Here is a 21403-nt window from a genome sequence, read left to right as displayed (position 1 = left end):
TCGAGTACTCTGGACTGCACAACTTCACACGCAGTGCTTCACCGAACGGACGCGTGCCACCGTATGGGGCTCGCCACCAGAACAATGGAGCAGTCATGATCAGCCAATCTGTCCAGGCAGCCGTCATCGCGCTGCAACAGCGCGCCCTCGCCGCTCGCGACCTGTACGAACTCGACCGCATCGAACGTGCTCTCGACGAGCTATTGCGGACCCCAGACGGACAGGCTACTTCGACACCACCAGCGGCCCGCATACGATCCGCACTCGGGCACGCCTACGAGGCGATCGAGCGGCGCCGAGAAATTGCGCCGTCAACCGTGCTAGACGATCACACGGACCTCGGCTTCGAAGACCAGAACTACCGCTTCGCCGAGGTTCACCTCTGGCTCCAGACCGAACCAGCTCTAACGGCCAGCGACCGGACGATGCTCCGCGACCTGGCCGACGGCGAGGACGCGGCGAGCCTTGCCGATCGTCACGGATTGCCAGTAGCCCGCGTACGCGAACGCATCAGCCGTGCTCGTCGCCACGGCCGCCAGATCTGGCACGAGACAGCGTTGGCCGCATGACGCCGCGGCTCCTTCGCCTGCGCCCCTGGCTCATCCGCGCGCTCATTCCCGCGAACCACATCGGCACGTACATGCTGTACAGCGACCAAGGCGAGTTGTTCTACATCGGCCGTAGCGACACCGACGTCCAGCGCCGATTGATTCGCCACGCAGCTGACCGACGAGGCGAGTACTTCACCTACGACATCCACCATACGGTGACCAGCGCCTTCGACGTCGAATGTGCACTCTTTCACATCCATGCCGAGGCACTGTCCAACCGGCTCCATCCGGACAAACCCGACTTCCACCCTATTACCTGCGCGTTCTGTCCATATCCTTCGACCGCGATCCCATATCGCAAAAACGCCCCCTACGGCGTCTCACGCCGTCCGCACAAGTCGCAATGGAGCTCACAGTGACCAGTCAGCCGCTTTTCCTCTCCACTCAAGATCAACGTGCTGATCTTGTCCAAGTCGACCGGGCATTGGAGTCCATGCGCGACGCTGGCTTTGATCTCACTGCCGCCGTCGGCGAGCCCTTGGACAACTCTATCGAAGCCGACGCCACACTGATGCGTGTACTGCCCGTGTTCGGTCCCCGGAAAAAGACTATCGACAGCATCATCGTCGCCGACAACGGCACTGGCATCGATCCGAAGATCATGCACCAGGTTCTGTCCATGGGCTACAGCAACCGCTACAACCAGCGAGCCGGTCTCGGTCGCTTTGGTGTCGGCCTGAAGCTGGCTGGGCTCAGCCTCGGCGAGCGTATCGACGTTTACAGCAAGCAGGCCAACAGCTCAAGCGTCTACCACAGCTACATCGACCTCGAGGAAATCCGCGAAGGCCGGCAGCAATACATCACCACTGTGCCGGTTGACGGCTGGCCAGCAGCGGCAGCCAAACTCACGGCGGGCAAAGACGGCCGTCCCTTCTCCTCGGGGACGGTCGTGGTTTTTGGCAAGATCGACCGGCTGTCGAGCGGCGGAAAGTTCGCTACGTCGCTCGAGCAGAAGCTTGCCGATCTCAGGAAGTTCATCGCGCGGGCATACCGCACCTTTATCGACACCGGACGCTCCTTCGAACTCGACGGCAAGGAAGTCACGCTGCACGACCCACTGTTCCGGATGGACAATCCCCGGATCATCTCGCGGTATAAACCAGCCGATCCACGCGGCCAGCTCATCGAAGAAGATGACATTGCCATCGACGGGCACAAGGTGCACGTCGCGGTCGCACTGGTGCCGCGGGAGTTCCGGCCATACCGCACGGCTGGAGGCGAGGTCGACCACAAGGGCCAGGACATCCGAGAGTTCCAGATCAACGCCGACAACGCGGCGCGGATCAGCATCCTCCGCAACGGGCGCGAGATCTACTACGACGTGGTACCGCAGCTCGTCGAAGGCGGCAGATCGGACAAGGTGATCCGATACATCGCGATCGAGGTCCGATTCCCAGCTGAACTGGACGAATACTTCCAGGTTCGTCACGTCAAACGCGGCGCGGAACCGGTTAGTAAGCTGCGCGAGGAGCTGCGCACATGGTTGAAGCGGCCCGTCCGGCAAGCACGTTCGCTAGTACGGCAACAGTGGGACGAGCATGAAGCCCAGAATCGAGCCGAGAACGGCGAGCACAGCGGCAGCATGAGCACCGCTGAACGCGTCGACCCTGATCTCCCGAAGGGGCTCGCCGGGCGCACAGCGACCGCTGAAGAGGAGGAGCAGATCGTCCAAGAGGCAGCCGACGATCAAGGCCTCGATCCGCAGGTCGATACCGCCAAGATCGAGAAGATCCGCGAGCAGGTAAGGACCAAGCCGATCACGCTGCTCGACGGTCGCTGGCCTGGCAAGGAGTTTCTCGACATTCGACACCTCAACGGCAAGTCCGTCGTGAAGCTCAACCAACGGCATGCCTTCTTCAGGGAGGTCTACGCGCCCATTAAGAAGGTAGCCGACGAAGGCGTCGGGAACATGGCTCCGGAGGAGATAGTAGATCTTGCCAGGCGCGCCGAGTCAGCGATCGACCTCCTCTTCATGGCCTACGCCCGAGCTGAAGGCATGTACGAGAACCCCGATCAGTTCGACGACCTGCGGACGTATTGGGGCATGTTCAGCGAAGCCCTGCTGAAGGAGCAGTTCAAGGATCAGTAGTCGGGCCAGCCGGTGGGGCCACACAGACGAGTACAGCCCCACCGGCGCCGACCGCACACGGTAACATTTGATGCCCGGCGCGTGATTCCTACGGGGTAGTCCGCTCGCACGAGGTAACGTCGCTCGCCCTACGTGAGCGACTGGACACGAAGTGCGAGCGGGAGTACGACGCGATGTACTAGAACACAAGGAAGGCACGAAGTATGTTCGGCTCCGGCACCAAGCTGACCTTTCGGGACTACGTCCAGGGAACTTGGGGCAGCTTCGATACACCTGCCGGCCGCGTCGACTACGTCATGACCAAGGCCAAACTCGGCGGTGACGGCGACGCTCCCGAGCGGCAGCTCACTAAGAGTCTGGCGCCGGTCCGGGAGATCATGGATGCTGGTGACCTCGACTTCAACCAGCTGCTGCAGCGCGACCTTGACGACCACCGAGTCGCGGTCAACCTCATCCCCTACCTGCTCAAATCTCAATCCACCGGCCCAGCATTCTTTCCGCCGATCGTTGCGGTGCTCCTGCCGTTCCGCAACAAGAGGCCAACTAAGTTTCCCACGCTGGGAGAGCCTGTCACCAAGGATCATGACGACGCAACATGGCAGGAACAACGCGCCGGCAACGCGTTCCAGGTCCATCGGCTCCTGGACCCCGATGGTGAGCCGCACGGCGCAAACGTGGGAAAACTCTGGTGGAACCGGTCAGAATCGAGTTTGGTCGTACTTGACGGTCAGCATCGCGCGATGGCCCTTCTTGCCATCGAACGCACTCTCTCCAACTCGTGGCAGGATACATCGGGAGTTAAATTCCGGTCCTTCTACGAACATCAAGTCAGGCAGCTAATCGATGCCCACGACACAACAGAAGTCGACTTGGAAAAGGTCGAGGTACCGGTCACGGTCTGCTGGTTTCCACAACAGACCGGCGAGGAATCGCGGCCACACGAAGCGGCACGGAAACTCTTCGTCGACGTCAACAAGGAAGCCCGCCCACCAAGCGAATCCAGGATCATCCTACTGTCCGACGCCGAGCTCGGTAACGTGCTGACGCGGAGCATGCTCAGCGCACTTCGGGGCCGCAGCGAAGATATGCGCCTTCCACTCTATGCGGTCGAATACGACAATCCGGATGTCAATAGCAGTCGACCGGCTCGCTGGTCTGTCGTCACTAATGTGCATTTGCTGAAGATGGCCGTCAACCGCTGCATCTTCGGTCCTCCCAAGTACCTCACCAACTTGGCTCAACCGATTATTGGACGTGAGAGCTCAGAAGAGCGCGACCAGTTCATGCGCACTCAACTCGACCTCCAAACACTCCTACCAGGTCGACTTGACGACGGAGGCTACACCTTTGAGCGCGAGTCCATCGGAAATCTCAACTTCCCTATCGGCAAGGCCGATGCAATTAGCGAGCGCTTTATGGAAACCTGGGGTACCGCAATACTCACGTTGCTTTCAAAGACCAAGCCATACGCAGCACATGCGGCGAGCCTTGCAAAGCTGAAAGAAGATTGGCACACTGCGGACACATTTGCCTCCCTTGCGCATGATGCATTATTCGGAGGAGTCGGCGTGTTCTGGACACTACGTGCTAGTCATGAACACTATCTTGAAACCAGGAATTCAGCCGATCACAGAGTTCCAAAATCAGACGTAATCCGAGCCTGGGAGACACTGAAGGCAAAAGAGGACGACTTTGATCGATATCGCGCACTGGAGTATCTCGAATCAATCCGGCCCGAGAGAATAAAGAACTGCAAGGCCGCTTATGGGGTCTACAACACCCATGCATGCCAACTGGGGCTGCTCATGACACTTGGCTCCCTATGGGAGCTACACAAAGGAATGGTCCCCAGCGCACGAATCAATGAGCTACCTAGGCTTGCCGACGCCCTGGCGACGGCGTGGAATACTTTCTTTGCGATCGACCACGGGAAGGGTCGCGATCGGAAACTTGCCTTTAGCCGGGCGGTTACAAACCCAATCAATCAAATTGGGACCATGGACACTCCTCAAGCTGTCTACTTCCGATACTTCTGGATGCAGGCCCTCGCGATTCCCGACGCGTGGAAACACGTCGCCGAGTGGCTACCTGAGCACGTCAGGTTCGAGGTAAAGCTTGGGCAAGCTCGTCACATGTACCTGGATTTGTGCACTAAACAGCAGCTCAAGGCGTTGTCAACTAGCCAGCCCGGCGTTTCCGATAGCAGACTACGGAAGCAGGCAGAAAAGATCGCCGCAACCAGTCTCATGAGGGCACTTCGCGACTGGTTCTTCGTTTCCGAAGAAGAGTTCAACGTCTGGTCGACCAATGTCAAGGTCGGCGATCAACAGGGAGCACTCGATCTAGCTCCGGCAGCCCCGGAGGCCGCTGCGGACCAGGAATGAAGCCTGAAAGATCGCCGACTAATATTGTTTCCACGTGAACAGCGCCGCAGGCTTGGCTTTTCCTGTGCGCACCCACGTCGTCGACGTCCAGGACCACCGACGCTCGCCGGACCCACCGCTGCTGCATCGAACCAACCAGGTCGACACTGAGGGCAGCGCGAGGGTCAGGTATGAATCATGCCCGAAATGTCAGATAGGTCGGGTAGGCCACCGTCGGCTCGTCGCGGTGCAGCTTGATGATGTTCGCACCGGGAACGTCGCCCACGAGCGTGCGTGCACATCCCTCGAGGACCCTGAGCACTGCGGGCGCGTGACGGAGAGCATCAACGTGGATGTACAGGGCGATGGCGGTGAGGAGACAGCGCGGCACGTTGACGTTCGACAGGGTACATGCCTGCTTGGTAAGTCCGATTCGTCGTTACACGCGAAGCCGCCTGCACGATTTTGTCGGTGGCATGGGGGATCAATTCAGGGTGGCGGGAGGTGACGAGTGACTGAGGACTTCAACCAAGGACGGCCCACGGCGCCCGTGAGCTGGGTGGATGCCTTTCCCTGGCTACCGGGTCTGGTTCACGAAGGGCCAGGCGAAGCGGCAGGAGCTTGGGTTCGGGACCCAATCGACACCGCCGGCTCGAAGCTGCGCGAGTCGCGCGTGGGCACGATCGCAACCGTGGTGACGTCGCGGCTGTCGCACCTTTCGTTCGGAGAGACTTTGCCCACGCTGCCACCAACCACGATGTTGTCGAGCCTCGCGATCTCTAACCGTGGCCGGAACATGTTCAGCCGCGAGGGCTACCAGATCACTGGTGAGCTCGAGGAGCTCACGCCTCTTGACCTACTCAACTGGCGGGGTATGGGCGCCGGGACGCTCGACGTCATCATCCAAGCGCTGGTCGACAGCGCCGCAGAGGCGGCCACGCACGGCTACGACCGTGACCCGGCGGAGGTAGCGGCTGCGCTGCGGCAGAGTACAAGGGAGTGGCCTGCCGGTCAGCTCCTGCCCGAGCCACAGTACGTCCGCGACCTCAAGGCATTGGCGGACTGGGCTGCGTTCATCGGCTGCGCCGGAACCCCTCTCTTGGCCGGACCGCTGCCCAGCTGGGCGCCGCAGTCAGTGAAGGAGGCGCTTGGTCGCTTGCTCGCACTCACCGCAGACGAAGTTGAGGATCCGCGCGCCGCGCGGGCAGATCTCGCCACCAAGCTCGACGAGGCTTTGAGTGATTTCGACGAGCGGCAGCTGAACATCCTGTCGCGCCGGATGTTCGCAGACGCCCCGGTCACGCTAGACCAGCTTGGCAATGAGCTCGGTGTCACCCGTGAACGCATCCGGCAGATCGAGTCGAAGGTGCGCGGCCACCTCCTGAACTTAATCGCGCCCGGCGGCCCACTTGCAGACGTCGCCGCAGCGGTGCGGAAGGCGATCGGCCAAGTGACCACGCTTGCCGAATTGCTGGAGCTCGTGCCGTCGTTGCGACAGAAGGTCGAGGCCGTCGGCCAGCCGGCGTGGCACGTCCTCGACCGGATCGACGACGGGTACGAGATCGAAAATGGGTGGTGCTTGGCGCCGTCGCTGACCGCGGCTCGGGCCAACACGAACGCCCAACTCCAGGAGCAGGCAGACCAGTACGGGGTCGTGCGATTGGACTCGATCAACGTCGTCGAAACCAGCTACCCGGAGCGGCTCAGCGAGGTTACGGCCGCTTGGCTGGCCAACTGCGGCCACATCGTGAACGGTGACTACGTCTTCACACGGACGTCGTCCGTCGGCGACTACGCCGCGGCGATCCTGTCGGTCGTGGGGACGCCGCTGGCGTCACAAGAGATCATTGATCGCTTTGCCTTCGAGCGCAGCGCGGGCTCGCTCCGGAATGCGATGAGTATCGACGAACGCTTTGAACGAGTCGATCGCGACCTGTGGGCGCTCAGCGAGTGGGGCATGGACGCCTACGCGGGTATACGGTCGAAGATCCGGGAGCAGGTTGCCCAGGCTGGCGGCCGGGCCAAGCTGAATGACCTGGTCGAGTTCATCACCGCCCGTTACAGCGTCAGTGCAAGCAGCGTGGTGGCCTATGCTAGCGCCCCACCCTTCGAAACCCGGGACGGTATCGTGCAACTGGCGAGCGCCGAACGAGGCGTTCGGAAGACGCCGGAGCGGACGCGTCGATTGTTCCGGCGCCCGGGCGCATGGGCGTACCGGGTGCGGATCTCGGCAGACCACCTGCGCGGTAGCGGATCGGTCGCGCCGATTGCCATCGCTACCATCCTCGACCTGCAGTTCGGTGCAACCCGCCAACTCGAAACGCCCCTCGGTCCGCAGGCGATCGCCTGGACGGGAACCCAACCGCAGTTCGGCACGATCCGCCGGTTCCTGATGGACGGCGACATCCACGCCGACACGGAAGCCTTCCTCGTTATCGGGGACAATGGCACCTTCACCCTCGAGCCGGCGCGCGACCTGACCGACGACCCACTACAGGACGCCCTGACGCACGTCGGCGCTCCGCCGACGACAGATGAGGCCGAAGCCTGCGCTGCACTGGCTAGTGCCGTCGGCTTGTCGGAGACTGTGCCGGTCACGAGCATCATCGCGGCCTACCGTGAACGCGGCGACAGCGACATCGCAGACTTGCTCACCACCATCCGCGCCGAATTGGAAGCCGGCCACTCACCTGGGCAGGTCGCGCACCGTGCCGACGTCGAAGACATCCTGGACCTGTTGTGACTGCAACGCCCCGCGGCCTCCGCTCGCTGCAACTGAGTGACCGTTACCGAAGCGACAAGGAGGATGTCGTGGCGACGTTCTACGTCCCGGCCTTCTCGGTCGCTAGGACGTACAGCCGTGCCGTCGGGTATTTCACTTCGACGAGCCTTGCCCTGTTCGCCCGCGGCATCGACGAGTTCGCGAAGCGCAGCGGGACCATGCGCCTGGTCGCGTCACCTCACCTGAACGAGGATGACATCCTCGACATCGAGCGTGGTTACAACGTGCGCGAGGTCGTCGAGCGGGCGACGCTGCGCGAGTTGGAGTTCGAGCAGCGCGAAACCGTGCTCGATGGCCTTGGGCTGCTTGGCCGCCTGATCGCTGAGGACCGCCTGGACATCAAGCTGGCCTTCGTCGAGCAAGAGGGCCGCGTCGGTATCTACCACGAGAAGATCGGCATCTTTCGCGATGACCTCGGCGATCTTGTGGGGTTCACCGGCAGCAGCAACGAGACCTACGGCGGTTTAATGGCCAACTTCGAGTCGGTCGAGGTCTACTGCGGGTGGGTGGCCGGGGACAGCGCTCGGGCGCTCCGGCTGGAAGCTGACTTCCAGGCTTTGTGGGCGAACCAAACGCCCAACCTGAGCGTCGAGCCATTCCCCGACGTCGCTCGTGAACGCTTGATCAAGCTCGGAAATGACCGTCCCCGGCAGCCGCTCCCCGGACGCGACGACGCGCTGACCCCGCCGCCGGTGGTGTCGAACCAGCCGACGCAGCTCGTGCTGCCCGGCTGGCTGGAGGTCCGCGACTATCAGCGTCAGGCAGTCGAGGCGTGGCTGAAGCAGCAAGGGCGCGGCATCCTGAAGATGGCGACGGGCACCGGTAAGACCAAGACCGCCATGATCGCAGCGACCAAGCTCGCTGGCGTCTTGCGCCAACGCGAGCAGCCATTGATCTTGCTCATCCTGGCGCCGCTGACGCACCTGGTCGACCAGTGGATCACCGAGGTCGAGGACTTCGGTGTCCGCCCAATTGCGGTCTACGAATCAAGCCAGAAGTGGCAGCCGATTGTCGAGGACCAACTGGCGGCGGCCCGCATGGGCCAACGCGCGGTGGTGGCGATGGTCGCCACCAACAGCTCGTTCGCCGGTGAGAAGTTTCAGTCGGTGCTGTCGCGGGTTAACCAGCCGATGCTCGTGATCGCCGACGAGGCGCACAACCTCGGCTCATCGACGTATCGGTCGTCATTGCCGCCAAACGCGACTTACCGCTTGGCACTGTCGGCGACGCCGGAACGGTGGTTCGACGATGAGGGCACGGACGCGCTGATCGACTACTTCGGCCCGACGGCGTACGAGCTCGGCCTCGCCAAGGCGATCGCGATGGGCGCCCTCTGCCGCTACCGGTATGTGCCCCGCCTCGTCGAACTCAACGACGCCGAGACGAACCTCTACGTCGATCTGTCGGCGCAAATCGCCACTCGAATCGCATCAGGTGACAGCCTCAAGGACGTCGATCCGGACTCACCACTGGGGTTCCTGCTGCGCCAGCGGGCCGGTGTGCTTGGGCACGCTGAAGGCAAGCTCACGGCGCTGCAGGTCGACCTTGACACCCGTCGCAACGAGTGGTTCCAACTGATCTACTGCGCGGAAGGTCGGCGGCCGAGCGAGCCTGGCGAGCCCGCCGGCCCGAAGCAGGTCGACGAGGTCATGAACCTGGTCGGCAACCGGATGCATCTGTCCGCCCACTCCTACATTTCGGGGACCTTGCGTCCCGAGCGCAAGGTGCTCCTGCGGCGCTTCGGTGCTGGCAACGACCTTCGGGCACTTGTTGCTATGCGCTGCCTCGACGAAGGAGTCGACATTCCGGATGCCCGGGTGGGCTACCTGCTCGCTAGCAGCAGCAATCCTCGGCAGTTCATCCAACGGCGTGGTCGGCTGCTGCGGCGAGCCGACGGCAAGGACCGCGCCGAGATTTTGGACTATCTCGCGGTGCCCCCGGCTGGGACGCCGATCAACTTCAATGTCGAGCGCGCCCTGCTCATTCGGGAGCTACAGCGTGCTAACGAGTTTGGCAAGCTGTCCGAGAACTACGAAACCACGCTGCAGGTGCTGCGCCCGCTGAAGGAGCGCTATCAGCTCATGGATATGTAGGAGCGTCTGATGACCAGGACATGGGTGCTGGAGGGAACTGCGTGAGCGAACGGCGTACCGAGAAGCAAGTACTCGAAGAACTGAGTGACGAACAACGCGCGCTGCTCAAGCGCGTGTTGGAGATTGAGCGGGCCAAGCTCCACGTCACCGCGTACGACGCGACCGACGATCTGCTCGTTGCGGTGAAGGAGATCATCCCGTGAAGCTGCAGTCGATCACGCTCACGAACTTCCGCCAGTTCAAGGGTGTCCAGACCTTCGACTTGACCTCGGATGCGATCAAGCCGGTCACCCTCGTCTTCGGTGCTAACGGAGCCGGCAAGACCACCTTGCTGAACGCGTTCACCTGGGGCCTGTACGGCAACATGTCGGCGGACGTCGAGCAGCAGGACCGCATGATCACGGACAGCGTCTGGCGTGCGCTGCCGATGGGCGATTCAGTCGAGGTGGCCGTCGAGGTACGCTTCGATCACGAGGGTCAGGACTATCGTCTACTGCGCAGCGCCGCCCTCCGAAAGGAGTCGGATAACCAGGGCCGACTGTCGCCGCAGCTGCAGCTATGGACGACGCAACCCGACGGCTCGTCCGAGGTGAGCCACGCACCGCAGGAGACCGTCCTCAGCATCCTGCCGGTCGGCGTGAGCCGATTCTTCTTCTTCAATGGTGAGCGCATCGAGAACCTCGTCAAGAAGGGCGCCTACGCGGAGGTCCAGAAGGACATCAAGGTGCTCCTCGACCTGGAGCAGGTCGAGCGGGCCATTGCCCATCTCCCCAAGGTGAACCGAAAGCTGACAGACGAGCTCAAGAAGCACGGCGGCGACACGGCGAGCGCCATTCAGGAGGCCATCGACACGCTGACCGATCAGCAGACTAGGGCCAAGGACGAGCTCAAGGTCATCGAGGGTGACCTGGCAACGCTGACCGAGGAAAAGGACGCCACGGTGGACCTGCTCCGGCAGCACGCCGAGGCGGCTCCCATCCAGGCAGAGCGTGACGCCGTCTCCAAGGAGCTCGACGAGGCGCGGACGGCCCGCGACGCAGCGCTGTCTGAGCGGGCGCTCCTCGTCGCCACAAAGGGGTTCCAAGCATTAACAGACGCTCTCGGTGACAAGACCAAGGCGATGGCAGAGAGCCTCTATCAGAGAGGTACGTTGCCTGCGCCGCTCAAGCGCGAGTTCGTCGATCAGTTGCTCGACAACGGTGCCTGCATCTGCGGCACTCCATTGGCCGAGCACACCGAGCCGTGGGATCACGTCAAGGAGTGGCGTCAGCGTGCCGGCCTCCAGGCCGTTGAGACAGCATGGCAGCAGCTGAGCGGCCAGATCGTGCCTTTGGCGGGCGCGCGCGATGGGTTACGCGACTCGCTCGCGACTCTGATGGCTCGCATTCAGAACGAGCGAGACCGAGTGGCTCGACTAGAAGCCCGGAAGTCCGAGCTGGACGGCAAGCTCAAGGACAGCCGCCTGGAGGGCGTCCAGGAGCTGGAGACGAAGCGCATGGACCTGGAGGGCCGGATTGCAATCAAGAACCAGCGCAAGGGCTCTATCGAGGCCGATCTCGCGAACCTGGCGAAGGAGATTGAACAGAAGACGAGGGAGCGCTCACGGGCGCAGGTCACCGACGAACTCGCCGCCAAGGCCCGATCGCGTTCCGACCTCGTGCAGTACGTGAAGAGGGCCCTGGAGGAGATCCTCGCGATTCGCGAAGGGGACATGCGCCTGCGACTCGATGCCGAACTCAAGTCGGTGTTCAGGAGCATCACGCATCAGGCGCACGTGCCAACGCTGAGTGAAGGCTTCGAACTCACGCTGTACAAAGACGTCAACGGCGTACAGTTGCCAGTCCCGAAGTCGACCGGCGAGAACCAGATTCTCAGCCTGAGCTTCGTCGCCGCCGTGTCGAAGCTCGCCCGGGAAATTCGCAAGGAGCGCCGAGCCGAAGGCGCCGCGGCGGAGGACGCTGGCACCTTCCCGATCGTGATGGACGCAGCATTCGGATCACTCGATCAGGACTATCAGGAGGCGGTCTCCCGGGCACTCGCCAGGTTGGCACCGCAACTCGTCGTGCTGGTCAGCAAGAGCCAAGGGCTCGGCAAGGTCGTCACTGAGCTGCTTCCGTACGTTAGCCACCTCGGGGTCATCGAAACCCACACGACTGCCACCGGCACCGTCGCCGATGACATCGAACTGGAAGGCATGTCCTACCCCTACATCCGGTCGTCCGAGTCCGACCACTCGGAGATGAAGGTGATCAAGTGACGTCCGCACAAAGCGAAGTCCGGGCCCGCCGCCCGCAACAGCACGAGGCACTCATGCACGAGTTGCAGGTCGAGGCCAAGTTCCCGACCTTCCGCGACATCCTGCTGTTTGCCGCCGCTGTCGGCTTCCGGCAAGACCGTCGTGTGCCGTTCACCGATTCGTCGGGCGACCCGATCCGCTATGAGGTGCTGACCGCTCCCGGGTTCAGCGACACGTTGATCAACATGATCGCGGCCAACGTCGTCACCGACGATCCGGAGATCATGGACGGCACACGCGTCGAAGAGCGGATCAACATCTTCGAGGAGTACGCCAACGGCGGGCTAGAGTACCTGCAGGAGCAGGTGAATGTGCGCCACCAGCCGGCCGCGCTCGTCGTGATCGACCTCGTCACCGAGGCGTTAAGCGACAGCGGCGGAGCCAAGCAGGTGTCGGTCGACGAACTGTTGAGCGGCGTCACCTGGACCTAGCCGGGCAGGCCGCGGTGTCCGTGGCCACCGGTCTGCCTCACACATTTGCGATCGCCTTGGGACGTTCGTACAGGCCGGTCGCGACTTCGGACCGGGTCAACTGTCCTAGCAGTCGCGCTCCGACTCATCGGCGCCAAATGGACCCGTGCGGCGGAGGACCGCGTGCGATCTCGGGAGCTGAGAACGCTACAGATACAATGTGACGCTAGTTCAGCGACCGGAGATCGTCGGGTAACGCGGCTTACCTAAGCCCTTGGCGGAGCCGAGCAAGTTCGCGCTGCCAGCCACCGAGAGTGGCAATCCGTTCTGGGTGGTCGTACAGGCCGGCTTCGGTCTCAGTGGCCGAGATCGCGGAGAGCTGCTCTCGGCGGGGGTCGTCGGGGCCGAGGAATTCCTCGGTCCGATGCAGCAGCGGTGGGTCCGGCGAGCGTCGGTGGTCCTGGACGTCGACGACGCGGGTGCGCAGGTCGACACTGAGGGCGGTCGCGAGGGTCGGGTGTGGATCTTGCCCGAAGGTCGGATAGGTCAGGTAGGCCACCTTCGGCTCGTTGCGGTGCAGCTTGATGATGTTCGCGCCGGGGACGTTGCCCACGAGCGTGCGTGCACATCCCTCGAGGACCCTGAGCACCGCGGGCGCGTGACGGAGAGCATCAACGTGGATGTACAGGGCACTGGGGGATCGCTTGCCGACAGGGCTGGCGTCCACGGCGAACCCGACCATGTCGGCGTTGCCGGATGCCATGAGCAGGCGGTCGGCGCGGCGACAGGCGTTGCGATAGTTCTGCGTGAACTCCCGGACGTCGTGCTGCACGGTGCGGGGAAGGTGACCATATCGTGGTCGTCCGTCGAAGCGGGCGAGCGCGAGGTGCACGAGCAAGTTGGCGGTAGCGCGGGCGCGGAGGCGGACCCAGTGTTCGGGGTCGGTGCTGGTCGAGATGATCGCGAAGGCGCGGGCGAGGCTGCCGAACCGTCGGGTGATGGTGGGTGCGGCGTCCATTTCGGTCGACCTAGGCAGTCGCCCGTATGCGGTGAGGAACTCGACCAATGGCATGAGGGTGTCGCGGTGCTGGTCGTAGAGCTGTTCGCAGATCCAGGGCTCGGGTACTGCGGTTCGGCGGTGGATGCGGGCCGCGAGTAGTTCTTGTGCGCGTGTGGGATTGCGGAAAACGTAGATGATGCCAGGGGCAGCGTTGAGTGTTGGCGCGTTGAGGGCGTCTTGAACCAAGGTTCGGAGTTCATGCTGGTCGAAGAACTTCTGAAACGTTCCAGTGCTCGTGAGGACACCGTCCCCGGAGGGCCGACCGCGAAGTCCGCGAGCATCCCATGTCATTCGTGCGGACACGATGAGTGCATCCCGGGCAAGTTCCCATGCCGCGTGTAGGGTACGGACGCGCTCGTCAGGGTGCTCGATGACGTTGAGGACGTAGCCGAGGTTGACAACCTGCGCCGGTTGACGTGCCTCGTGAGGTCGGTGCGCAGGATCCCAGCCAGCGCTGGTGATGCCGAGCTGGTTGAGGTGTGCAAGGTCGGTTCCGTGTCCGCAGCCGTAGTCGAACACTGTGCTCTCTGTGGTCACGATCTTATCGGCGACCGCGCAGGTGAGTGGGCGCGAGAGCTTGGTGCGGATGAGCGCCGTTCGGTGGCGAGGTACTGCCGCTGTCACGTCACGTTGGCAGGGACGTCGATGGCTTCGTTGACGAGGTCGGTGATGGTGCGCAGGCTCCGGTCGCCGACGAGGTAGCCGATCCCGCGGTGGAGGTGGACGCGGAACTGTTGAGCGAGTGTTTCGTCGTCCAGGGGCAATCCGTCGGAGTGGCAGCGCTGACGCAGCAAGGCCCAGTAGAGGTCGCCGTGGAGTCCGGCGAAGGTGCGCCAGTCCATTTGAACGTTGCTATCGGCTGGATGTTTCGCTTTCGGCGGTGGTGTTGGCTCGGATAGTGACCGACAGAAAGCCCATCGGCAGAGGGTGTTCCAGTGCGGGATGCCGGTGCGTCGTTTGAGCGTGACAAGTTGGTCGCGTGCTTTTTGACTAAGCCGAATGTTGTCTATTGGCATGAGGATTCCCGGAGGTTGTCGTTTTACCAGAGATAGCCGGTGGTGGCGCGTGTACTGCCGCTGCTGGCGTCGTGTTCGAGTTGGTAGGTGTGGCCGACGTGCTTACGGAGCCGCTTCCACGCTGCTTCGTCGATCTCCTGGTCGGTAGACAGGAGGATCACCTGGTGGCTTGCCTGGGGGAAGTACCGTTCAAGCAGGTGGTTGCGGTGAATGCCGTCAAGCCGGCCGAGCGGCGTGTCGATCACAACGGGAAGCGGACGGCCGGATGCCTGTCCAAGGCCCCACAACATCGACACGGCAAGCAGCTGTCGTTCCCCCGCAGAGAGCTGCTGCGGTAGGAGCACTGTGCCATTGCGTCCTTGGAGCTCGACTTCGAAGGTTTCCGGGTCGATACGAATGTCAGTGATCAGGCGGTTCTTCCGAGCAAGGCGCTGCAACGATTCCAGGATGAGCTTCTGAATTCGGTCCACGTTTCTGCGGCTGGCCTCGTGTCGGAACCGGCTCAGCGTCGTCCGCACTCGTTGGCTGTGTTCGATCACCCGGCGGGAATCCTCCGCGGCGCCGAGTTCGTCCGCGGCCTTCTCCAGCAGGCCGCTGAGGCGCCGCTCGGCCTCGTGTTCTGCTGCTGCAGCAGCAGCGACCTCGGTCTCGGCCTGGTTGAGCAGTTGAGTCGCCTCGGCAACGGCCCGATAGGCGTCGTCTCGGTCCTGGCGAAGTTCGTCCAGGGCTTTCTCACGCGGAACGCTTGCGATCATTTGGAGCACATCATCAAGTTCCTGCACTACCGTGGCCCGTTGATCGATGAGTCGCTGTGCGTTCCCGATCTCGGCATCCAGATCGGCATCGATCAGGCGACGGAGGATGACCACACTTTCGTTACTCAGTTCCGCAATCGGCTTCATTTTTTCTTTTCCCGTCTGCGACTTCCGGTCGGCAGCGAGATAGTCCTGTACATTTTTGATGACTTCCGCAGAAACCGCCTGCTTTTTCAGTTGGCCGAGGATTGCTCGGTCACGCTTCTGCAGAATGTCGCGGATGTCGCGTTGTCGCCGATCGTACAGTTCGGACTCGGCGCTTTCAGCGAGCTCAAGGAGCTGTTCACGGACGAGCTGCAGCGGGAGTGTTCCTGCTGCAGCGTCACGTAGCCTCGAGTCAAGGTCCTTCGCCGACTCAGCCAGGTGGAGTTTGGCTGCCTCCAGTTCGCTGCTGCGATCAAAGAGTTCACCACCCTCGAGACGCAGTCGTTCATTGACGTCGAACAGCCGCTTTTCCGCTCGTTCAAGCTTGCCGCGGGCCTCGTCGACACTCCGCTTCGTTTGCTCCTTCTGTTCGCGGTGCATCTCAACTTTATTCCGCACGGTCTCGAGGACCTTTTGCATTGCTGGCGCTGCTTGGTCGGCCTTGTGGTTACGTTCCACCAGAGTCAAGTCTGCAGCGAGGCGGTCAACCAGATCAAGCCCGAGGAGGGCGCCGATGGCCGTGCGGAGGACTTCGCGGGCGTTGTCGAGTTCGGCTAGCGTCTCGATCTTCTCGCCATCGAAGAAGAACAGTTCCGCGACGCCTCGAGGCACGAACGCATCGACCCGTTCTGCCCACTGGCGTGACAAGGTGCCGTCTGGGCGATCGTCGACGAGGACGTCGACCCGCTCGCGGGCACCCGTGGCGGTACCGGTCCACGCCCGGCGTAACCGGTAATGGCGTTCGTGGCCTCGTTCTACGATGTGGAACGCGAGTTCGATCGCTGCGCCTTCATCCAGCGGCGCGTCGTTGTGGATCAGTCGGCGGAGATAGCTTTGGTAGCTGCCGCCGCCTCGGCTGGCTGTACGGGCAAGCGGTCCGAACAACGCCAATTGGATGGAGTCGAGGAAGGTCGTCTTTCCGGCGCCGTTGAGTGCGCCGATCAGAATGATCGGCTTGTCGGGCGATGGGGGTGTCAGTTCGAAGCTGTGGCGACCGGCGAAGACGCCGACGTTGTGCAGCACCAACTCATCGAGGATCATGCTTTAGCCTTACGATCAACGGGAGTCAAATTGATCATTCCTGTCTCGGCGTCGATCAGAGAATTCAAGGATTCATCGCGGTCTTCCCCCTTCCGACGCGCCCGGTTCGTGCGAGCGCGAGCAACAGCGTCCTCTCGATCGTCGTAGAATCCTTTTTGCAGGGCCGCTTCCAAGGCGTCGAAGAGGCCGGCGCGGCGCGACATTGCGCGATGTCGCTGTTCAATATCGAGCAGCTCACGCACGAGCTCGAAGTGCAACGATCCACCGCTGTCTCCGACGATTTCACGCAGGAGCCTGACGTCATCTGAGCCAAGTGGCAGGTGATCGTCCATTGGCTTACCGGGATAGGGCTCGCCGACGGCCTTCTCGTAGATCATGGGAAGGGAGTCTTCGAATTCGTGCTTCTCTACAACCCAGATCCGGCGAATCTCTTCCATCTCCTCCAAGGTGATGAGTTCGATGTTCGCCACATTGTCAGGGCCTTCTTGCCGGATGTAGGTCTGCGCCTCCAGTAGCTTGTTCAGCCACGCTTCGCGCCACTCCTGCAGGTATGGACCGTGGATGGGTGCGTCGTGGAAGAGTTGGACAGTGCCGTTCATTCGGCGGAAGTCTCGCTTGGATCGGTCATCGGTCTCGTCAAGTTCGTTGCGAATATCCAGAAGAGGACGCATCCATTCTTTCTCTTCGTCATTCTGGATCATCGCGGACATCGACTTGTCTTTTTCAACAAGCGTGCATGTCCAACACCCGAAGCGGCTGTCGCCGCAGCTCGGCGTGCTGGTGTCCACGACTAACGGGCACTCGCCATCCGATGAAGCACCTTGGTACATGGTGAGCAGGTCTTTGTTGTTGTATCCCCACGGGTTCGGGCGCTGCATCAAGAACAGCCAGACGTCGTCGTTGGTCCAGTCCTCGATTGGGCTGTACACCAAGGAGTTGGGCAGGTTGGAGTTCTGGCTGAGCTGGTCGCGAATCCTGCCGCCTTCCAGTGACGTCATACGCGCCGAGCGTCCGGAGCTTTCCGCCTTGCGCGTGCCCAGCACCAAGATTGCTTCGCCGTGCTTACGGACCATCCGGCGAATAAAGTCATTTGATGGATTGATCTTCAGTCGTTCGGTACACCAACGGAACTTCGGACGGGGAGCCGGGTATCCTCGTCCGATTAGGTTGACCCAGAATGTGTCGGTGATCTTGGGCGTTAGCCTGTGGGGGTTGATCGGCAGGTTCGCCTTCTCGGCTCGCTGTCCGATCAGTTCGAGCGAGTGGGACACCCATGCAGCGACGACTGGATTCTCTACTAAGGTGTCGGTGCTGATCACGTGAACTTGCTTGGTCCGCTGAGCCTGCGGCAGCGCCTCCAGCGCCATCCAGACCAGCTGCAAGGTTGCGGTCGAGTCCTTGCCGCCGCTGTAGCCGACAACCCAGGGAATCCGGTCCGCGAGGTACAGATTCTGGACTTGCTCGATCAGGCTGTCGAGAACCGCTGACATGCCTCCGTCGGCGAACGCCGAGTTCCTACTGGTCTTTGCGCGGCTCATGCCCGCCCCCGATCGTACGATTCTTCGATCCGCTCTTCCTCGCTCGAAAGCGGCAGGTTGAGCAGCTTCTTGATGACATTCGTAGTCAGGGTGACGCTATTTCCTGACTTCGAGACTCGACCGCCGACCATCGCGCGCCCCTCCCACAGCCTAGAATTTGTTCTGGACCAATCCAGCGTGCTTAGCGACGCAAGGCTGCGTTTCCACTTTCGGGAATCTCGTGTCTCCCGCACAAGGACGTTCCCAACCTTCCCTAAGGCGTGCAACGCGATACCGTGGCTATGCAGGAAGTCGCGGCGGATGTCTCCTGCGCTTACTTTCTTCTCGTGCACGAGCTTCCACTCTGGAATAGTCTCGCCCACGACAGTCCAGTAACTCCGCGCGATCCTGCTCGCCTCGTCAACGCTGAGATCATTGATTCCGTCCAGCAGCGCCTTCGTCGCCGTGTGCAAAGCCGAGAGCGTGAAGAGCTTTCGTGAGCGAGCAGATAGGTTGTTCCGCTCAGACTCAATGAGGTCCGTCCACAGCGGGGACGTCTTCACCACGCTTTTGACGATCCTCGCGCCGTTTTCGCGTTGGTCGTAAAGGATCGTCAACGACCGAGAGGGACGGATCGCATACCGGTTGAGATCAGTGAACATCTGCTGGCAGCGCTCCAGGCCAATGTCAAGGAAGAGCACGATCGGGATGCTTTCGTCACCCATGTCGGGATTTTCACGGAGAGCCTGCTCGATGGCCGCTCGACGATGCTGGCCGTCGTTGATGACGAAACGCGCCGACATGGGAATAGCCAGCAGGCCAACACGCGCCCCTGGCCCGCCCGTACCGAGAGGATCGAACCGCACCTTAGCGTCGACCGAGGCGGTCAGCGCGGAGAACACGTACCCGTCGGGATTGTCCAGCATGTACCGAGCGATCTCGGGGATACGCGCCTTGTTCAGGTTGCGCTGCGCCCGCAGAGTAGGCTGCAGCTCCTCCTCGTCAAAAAGGAACAGACGCGGTACGAGCCGCAGCGGAAACATGGTGACGTAGAAGTCACGCTGCGCTTGCACGCCCCTGACCGCTGGAAACGTGTACTCGAACGCGCCCCCGTAGATCTCACCAGCCGACGGTGTCGGGTCAGCCGTCTCGCCGGTCGCAGTTGACATGATCGATCAGTACCTCCCCTTCGCCAAGTTCGCAACTGGGTACGACTTTCTCCGTACAAGCGTCGGCGTGGCTACGAACACCGCGCGCTCTAGCTGCGTACACTACCTGTATCGACCGACAGTTCTACGAGCAACGCCGACATGACGACAGAAGGTAGCGTGACCAGCGACAACACGAACGAGGCGGTCTACCTCGACAGCAACGCGACGACACCGCTCGAGCCCGCGGTGCTCCAGGAGATGATGCACTACCTGGCGGTGGAGTTCGGCAATGCCGGCAGTCGGACCCACGAGTACGGGCAAACCGCGAAGAACCGTGTTCAGCGTGCACGCGAGCAGGTCGCCGCGGTGGTCTCCGCGCAGGCCGATGAAGTCGTCTTCACTAGCGGCGCGACAGAGAGCAACAACATCGCTTTGCTCGGGTTGGCACCGCACGGCGAGTCGTCAGCCAAGCGCCACCTTGTCACAACCCAGATCGAACACAAGGCCGTCCTTGAACCCCTGGAGCACCTCCAGAAGAGGGGCTTCGACGTCACGTTCGTCCCGCCAACATCTGGCGGCTGGGTCGACCCCGACGCCGTAGCGTCCGCTGTGCAGCGCGACACCGTGGCGGTTTCAGTGATGCAGGTCAACAACGAGACGGGCGTCAGACAGCCGATCGGCGAGATCGCCGACCTCCTGCGAGACCACTCGACCTACCTTCACGTCGACGCGGCACAAGGCTTCGGCAAGGAACTCGACGACCTGTCCGATCCGCGCATCGACCTCATCAGCATCTCCGGCCACAAGATCTTCGGCCCCAAGGGCGTTGGAGCGCTGATCGCCCGCCGCCGCGGCTACAAACGGCCACCGCTAACCCCGCTCGCCTACGGCGGCGGGCAAGAACGCGGCCTCCGTCCCGGCACACTTCCCGTCCCGCACATCGCCGGGCTAGGAACGGCCGCTCAACTCGCCATCGACAACCATCAGGCACGCACGGACGCATGCCTGAAATACCGCATCGACGTACTCACAGCGCTGCAAGAGCTGGGCGCTGAATTCAACGGTGACCTCGACCGCACGGTTGCGCACACCGTCAACGTGTCCATACCTGGACTCGACTCGGAAGCCGCGATCGTCGCCCTGAAAGGCTTCGCCGCCATCTCCAACGGCTCAGCCTGCACCTCCCACAGCTACGAACCCAGCCACGTACTCACCGCCATGGGGCTACCCGCGGAACGGGTCTCTAGCGCATTGCGCATCTCCTGGAGCCACCTCACGCCCGCGACCGACTGGCGCGGACTTCGCGAACTGATCAACGCCGTCCGCTAGCCCTTCAAGGCCGACGGTAACAGAGCGTAGTTTCTATCGCTGTTTCCGACGGGACTTCCCATATCCCTGCCTGCGAACCTTCGCGTGAGCTGGCTTCACGGAGACTGGCAAGCCGCTGACCAGCAGGTTCAGGTTCGTATACTGGCTTGTTGGGTGCACCGATCCAGGCAATGTGCGAACCTTTCGCTCCGTAGTCGTGCCTGGTGACGCGGCTGCGGAGCGTTGGGTTGGCACATTGGCGTCGCCGGGGATGATGAACGTGGGCGCAGCCGTTTCGCGGCTGGTGATGTCCTCTCGGTGGACGAAGGTTTGTATGACGCGGCGGAGGGCTTCGTCGCTGCCAGCGTCGGCTGCGGCTTCGACGTCCGCGCGCAGGGTTTCCAGGGCGCTGGTGTCGGGCATTTCCGGCGCGGTGGCCTCGTCGATCAGCAGTCCGAGTTCGTCGCGGCGAGCGCGTTGTTCGGTGAGCTGGGTGGCAAGTTTCTTGACTCGAGGCGAGCAGGTTTCCTCGTCTGGACACCAGAGCTCGATGCTCAGGTGGAGGAAGTGCTCACCTGCCGGGGCTACCGGCACCGAGTCTGCCCTACTGGCTGGCCCGGTAGCTCCCATTAGGTGAGGAGGTCGAGACTCTGGGGGCGAGGGGCGTGATCGCGTGATGGATGGGCAATGTCGATGGGTTGGTGATG

At 62.2% G+C, this 21403-nt stretch carries 16 protein-coding genes; 10 read left to right on the top strand and 6 right to left on the bottom strand.

The genetic code is table 11. The features are described from left to right. Positions 1-95 precede the first annotated feature (95 nt). The 9 genes from L942_RS24415 to L942_RS42120 all read left to right on the top strand — a co-directional run bounded on the left by L942_RS24415 (position 96) and on the right by L942_RS42120 (position 12665). Entirely contained in the window at positions 96-569 is a 474-nt protein-coding gene (locus tag L942_RS24415; RefSeq protein ID WP_037364641.1) for a hypothetical protein, read from the top strand. Further along, positions 566-970: a GIY-YIG nuclease family protein gene (locus tag L942_RS24410; protein WP_051166200.1), complete on the top strand. Its 405-nt coding sequence runs from the start codon at positions 566-568 to the stop codon at positions 968-970. The genes L942_RS24415 and L942_RS24410 overlap by 4 nt, the downstream gene beginning before the upstream one ends. Next, on the top strand, positions 967-2700 hold the full coding sequence (locus L942_RS24405) for an ATP-binding protein (protein WP_081655205.1): 1734 nt from the start codon (positions 967-969) through the stop codon (positions 2698-2700). Before L942_RS24410 ends, L942_RS24405 begins: the two co-directional genes overlap by 4 nt. A gap of 203 nt (positions 2701-2903) precedes the next feature. Beyond that, positions 2904-5084: a DNA sulfur modification protein DndB gene (locus tag L942_RS24400; protein ID WP_037364638.1), complete on the top strand. Its 2181-nt coding sequence runs from the start codon at positions 2904-2906 to the stop codon at positions 5082-5084. Positions 5085-5574: 490 nt separating this feature from the next. After that, positions 5575-7806, top strand: coding sequence for a sigma factor-like helix-turn-helix DNA-binding protein (locus L942_RS24395; protein ID WP_158684525.1), 2232 nt, complete (start codon positions 5575-5577; stop codon positions 7804-7806). 68 nt (positions 7807-7874) lie between these two features. Continuing rightward, a complete protein-coding gene (locus L942_RS24390; protein WP_200862907.1) occupies positions 7875-9938 on the top strand; it encodes a DEAD/DEAH box helicase family protein in 2064 nt (687 codons plus the stop codon). A 41-nt stretch (positions 9939-9979) separates the two neighbouring features. Further along, complete coding sequence (locus L942_RS44420; RefSeq protein ID WP_158684524.1) at positions 9980-10141, top strand: hypothetical protein; 162 nt, start codon at positions 9980-9982, stop codon at positions 10139-10141. Beyond that, positions 10138-12195: an AAA family ATPase gene (locus L942_RS24385; RefSeq protein ID WP_037364633.1), complete on the top strand. Its 2058-nt coding sequence runs from the start codon at positions 10138-10140 to the stop codon at positions 12193-12195. The genes L942_RS44420 and L942_RS24385 overlap by 4 nt, the downstream gene beginning before the upstream one ends. After that, positions 12192-12665, top strand: a complete 474-nt coding sequence (locus L942_RS42120; RefSeq protein WP_158684523.1) for a DNA phosphorothioation-associated protein 4 — start codon at positions 12192-12194, stop codon at positions 12663-12665. The genes L942_RS24385 and L942_RS42120 overlap by 4 nt, the downstream gene beginning before the upstream one ends. 241 nt (positions 12666-12906) lie before the next feature. Here the strand turns inward: L942_RS42120 and L942_RS42535 are convergent, their stop codons facing one another. From L942_RS42535 to dndB, 5 genes are read right to left on the bottom strand one after another with little or no spacing between them, the layout of a single operon-like run. After that, a complete protein-coding gene (locus tag L942_RS42535) occupies positions 12907-14328 on the bottom strand; it encodes a DNA phosphorothioation-associated putative methyltransferase (protein ID WP_037364632.1) in 1422 nt (473 codons plus the stop codon). Continuing rightward, positions 14325-14720, bottom strand: a complete 396-nt coding sequence (gene dndE / locus L942_RS24370) for a DNA sulfur modification protein DndE (protein ID WP_037364631.1) — start codon at positions 14718-14720, stop codon at positions 14325-14327. Before dndE ends, L942_RS42535 begins: the two co-directional genes overlap by 4 nt. Before the next feature lie 23 nt (positions 14721-14743). Next, complete coding sequence (gene dndD, locus L942_RS42530) at positions 14744-16720, bottom strand: DNA sulfur modification protein DndD (protein WP_037364630.1); 1977 nt, start codon at positions 16718-16720, stop codon at positions 14744-14746. Next, positions 16717-18258, bottom strand: coding sequence for a DNA phosphorothioation system sulfurtransferase DndC (gene dndC / locus L942_RS24360; protein ID WP_081655204.1), 1542 nt, complete (start codon positions 18256-18258; stop codon positions 16717-16719). The genes dndD and dndC overlap by 4 nt, the downstream gene beginning before the upstream one ends. Continuing rightward, entirely contained in the window at positions 18255-19406 is a 1152-nt protein-coding gene (gene dndB / locus L942_RS24355) for a DNA sulfur modification protein DndB (protein WP_106965009.1), read from the bottom strand. Before dndB ends, dndC begins: the two co-directional genes overlap by 4 nt. A 159-nt stretch (positions 19407-19565) precedes the next feature. On the opposite strand from dndB, the gene dndA reads away from it, so the two are divergent. Then, a complete protein-coding gene (gene dndA / locus L942_RS24350) occupies positions 19566-20717 on the top strand; it encodes a cysteine desulfurase DndA (RefSeq protein WP_037364626.1) in 1152 nt (383 codons plus the stop codon). Between the two features lie 33 nt (positions 20718-20750). Here dndA and L942_RS43870 read toward each other — a convergent pair whose 3' ends face one another. Further along, positions 20751-21290: a hypothetical protein gene (locus tag L942_RS43870; RefSeq protein WP_106965008.1), complete on the bottom strand. Its 540-nt coding sequence runs from the start codon at positions 21288-21290 to the stop codon at positions 20751-20753. Positions 21291-21403 lie beyond the last annotated feature (113 nt).

The sequence above is a fragment of the Amycolatopsis orientalis DSM 43388 genome (assembly GCF_000411975.1).
GTDB classification, from domain to species: domain Bacteria; phylum Actinomycetota; class Actinomycetes; order Mycobacteriales; family Pseudonocardiaceae; genus Amycolatopsis; species Amycolatopsis orientalis_D.
This window is presented reverse-complemented; position numbering and strand designations above follow the sequence as displayed.

Bases quoted from the DNA above. Each gene is read 5' to 3' on its own strand.
- dndD (WP_037364630.1), bottom strand. From the start codon at position 16,720: ATGATCCTCGATGAGTTGGTGCTGCACAACGTCGGCGTCTTCGCCGGT.
- dndB (WP_106965009.1), bottom strand. From the start codon at position 19,406: ATGTCAACTGCGACCGGCGAGACGGCTGACCCGACACCGTCGGCTGGT.
- L942_RS24400 (WP_037364638.1), top strand. From the start codon at position 2,904: ATGTTCGGCTCCGGCACCAAGCTGACCTTTCGGGACTACGTCCAGGGA.
- L942_RS24415 (WP_037364641.1), top strand. From the start codon at position 96: ATGATCAGCCAATCTGTCCAGGCAGCCGTCATCGCGCTGCAACAGCGC.
- dndE (WP_037364631.1), bottom strand. From the start codon at position 14,720: ATGCCAATAGACAACATTCGGCTTAGTCAAAAAGCACGCGACCAACTT.
- L942_RS24410 (WP_051166200.1), top strand. From the start codon at position 566: ATGACGCCGCGGCTCCTTCGCCTGCGCCCCTGGCTCATCCGCGCGCTC.
- dndC (WP_081655204.1), bottom strand. From the start codon at position 18,258: ATGAGCCGCGCAAAGACCAGTAGGAACTCGGCGTTCGCCGACGGAGGC.